Source organism: Salinisphaera sp. G21_0 (genome assembly GCF_017744115.1).
GTDB lineage: Bacteria > Pseudomonadota > Gammaproteobacteria > Pseudomonadales > Endozoicomonadaceae > Endozoicomonas.
The window spans coordinates 1-1,751 of record NZ_JAGHQW010000155.1 but is presented as its reverse complement, the minus strand read 5'-3'; the positions used below and the strand labels follow the sequence as shown (position 1 = coordinate 1,751).

Below are 1,751 nucleotides of genomic sequence, written 5' to 3'. Positions count from 1 at the left end.
GTATATCGAAGTGTTTTATAACCGTCAGAGAAAGCATTCGACTAATAGCTACCTGGCACCGTTCGTGTATGAGCAAAAACTTGCCAAGGCAGCGTAAAAAAGTGTCCGGAAAATCCTTGCCATATCAGTCATCGTCAGTCACATGCCTCCGTGTCTATGCAATCAGCACTTTTAGAGTGACCAGCAAAAAAAAGACTGAGAAGGGGGGGAGCCCCTGCCTATGTCAGGGGGGAGGGAACCGCAAATACAGATGGTAGAGCCTTTCAGACAGGGGGGAGGGAGTTAGCGAACATTCTTGCCCTCCCAGTTAACCACTTCAGAAATGCGTATAAGCGCAGTGTTATTCTGGTGCAGGCCGACGTGCCTGAAATTCTCTCGCACCCATCGGCGAACCCGAGACTTGGCACTGTCTTTTTTTCGCTCCCTGTGTGATCGAAAGTGCTTATAGGCCGCCAGGGTAGCAGCCACTTCCTTGTTGAAAAGCGGGTCGTTTGGGTCAGCGTATGATCTTTCTTCGTTCAGTTCGGCTTCAAGCGCCGCCACACGCTCGGTTAACTGGCGAATTTCAGAAAGCAACTTATGGTTCTCATCCTCAAACGGAAGCAGAAACTCCGGAAATATTCCCCGACCGTAACAGTAAGTCCTCAAGTCTTTATAACTGATAAAGTAGACGTCTTCTTCCTGGCGAGATCTTGAGTTGTAAACCTGGCTGATATAGCAATCAGGCAGCTCCCCTTTTTCAATCTTTGCCTGCAAATCACTGTGGGTTTTATCTGCCTCAGAATGCCTGGCCAACCACATACCGCTGGTCAGGAAATTATTAACTTCTTCATATAGCGTTTCAGCATTGTTCTTTTTGAATTGCTCAGCCTCTGCCAGCCTTTCGCCATACCACCGGGAAAAATCAGCAAAGGAGCCTATGCCATCAATGCCATGAACCATCAAGCATGCCTGCTCTACCGATATACTAACTTCTTCCAGATCGGGGTCATTTAAACGTCGCCCACTTGCCATTACTGTACTTCCGTTTGCTATTGTTATTCACGGCATAAACTGCCATTTTCCGGCAGGCAAAACAACAATTCGGAAGCAAAGTATTATCAGGAAACTGCGTGCGTGTAGCCCTACGAACCGTCAACACGCGGGGGCGTGAACCTGTGTCCAGCATAGGGGGTACTTCCCCCCCCCTCATCAATCATCCAGCGGCAGGGCCGTGGCGTTAATGTGGGTATTGGGCAATTCATCATCGGAACTAAATATCTGGATAAAGTTAACCTTGGTCTCCTCGCCAGCCTTTTTCTGATAGTCCCCGTCCATCTTGTTCAGCTCGGCAATAGCAGCCGTAGCAGCCTTTGGGTTACGCATACACAACTCACCATCCGGCCTTTCCATTTTCTCGCTACAGAACTGCGCAATCTGCCACAGCTTCGCCCGCTTGTCCTGGGCCGTAATATTCAACTCACGGCTGAGTTTGTTTTGCCGGGCACGAATTTCTGTAGAAATGTCAGCATTTGCTAACAATCGACTCCCCTGGACTCTGGCGGTCTTTGGACTATACCCAGCGGCAATGGCTGCACGGGTAGCGTTCTGGTCGATAAGGTACTCATCAACAAATCGGCGTTGCTTGGTAAGCGCCAATTTAACCAGCGTAATAGCCAACCCTACCAGATCAGCTTATTCTTGAGATGCCTTCACTGCCCAGGGTAGAAGCTGCTCCAGTTTCTCAACCGTGTCCGCATAAGGCAGCTCTT

Annotated in this window: 2 protein-coding genes; both read right to left on the bottom strand. The window is 49.4% G+C overall.

Going from position 1 to position 1,751, the window contains the following annotated elements; genetic code table 11:
- Positions 1 to 282: 282 nt before the first annotated feature.
- Positions 283 to 1,014: a hypothetical protein gene (locus J7439_RS25350; RefSeq protein ID WP_209204839.1), complete on the bottom strand. Its 732-nt coding sequence runs from the start codon at positions 1,012 to 1,014 to the stop codon at positions 283 to 285.
- A gap of 177 nt (positions 1,015 to 1,191) precedes the next feature.
- The gene (locus tag J7439_RS25345) at positions 1,192 to 1,659 is read right to left on the bottom strand and encodes a terminase small subunit (protein ID WP_209204838.1); all 468 of its coding nucleotides are present in this window, start codon (positions 1,657 to 1,659) and stop codon (positions 1,192 to 1,194) included.
- Positions 1,660 to 1,751: the final 92 nt, after the last annotated feature.